Origin of the sequence: Shewanella sp. Sh95 (assembly GCF_001308045.1) — a bacterium.
In the GTDB taxonomy this organism is placed as follows: domain Bacteria; phylum Pseudomonadota; class Gammaproteobacteria; order Enterobacterales; family Shewanellaceae; genus Shewanella; species Shewanella xiamenensis.
Genome location: NZ_LGYY01000187.1, coordinates 1 through 313, shown reverse-complemented (window position 1 = coordinate 313; position 313 = coordinate 1). Strand labels below are relative to the sequence as shown.

The window sequence follows — 313 nt, the reverse complement described above, 5'->3', positions numbered from 1 at the left end:
ACCCGGTGGTGGCGTTGTAGCTGTAGCCTGTCGCCGGAGTGCCGTCAGCAAACTGCAGCGCCCCATTCACCAGCTTCAGTTCCACATCGGTGGTCGCGGTGCCATTGACGATAGTCAGGTTCACGTGGCCGCCTTCAGCAAAGTCGGCATGGTTGATGGTGACTTGGAGCTGTACGCCATCACCGTTGATTTCGGCTTGCGTCAGCAGGCCATCACCTGGGTTACCGTCATCGACGATCAATACGGTCGGGGCATTCGGGGCGGTTTCATCCGCCACGGTTGCAGTGTCAGAGCCTGGGCCTGAGGTGTTGTT

The 313-nt window shown here is 59.4% G+C and carries 1 protein-coding gene; it reads right to left on the bottom strand.

The genetic code is table 11. The annotated features are described in order from the left end of the window. Window positions 1-313: hypothetical protein (locus AEA42_RS14090; protein ID WP_156312345.1), on the bottom strand; the 313-nt coding region annotated here is incomplete at both ends.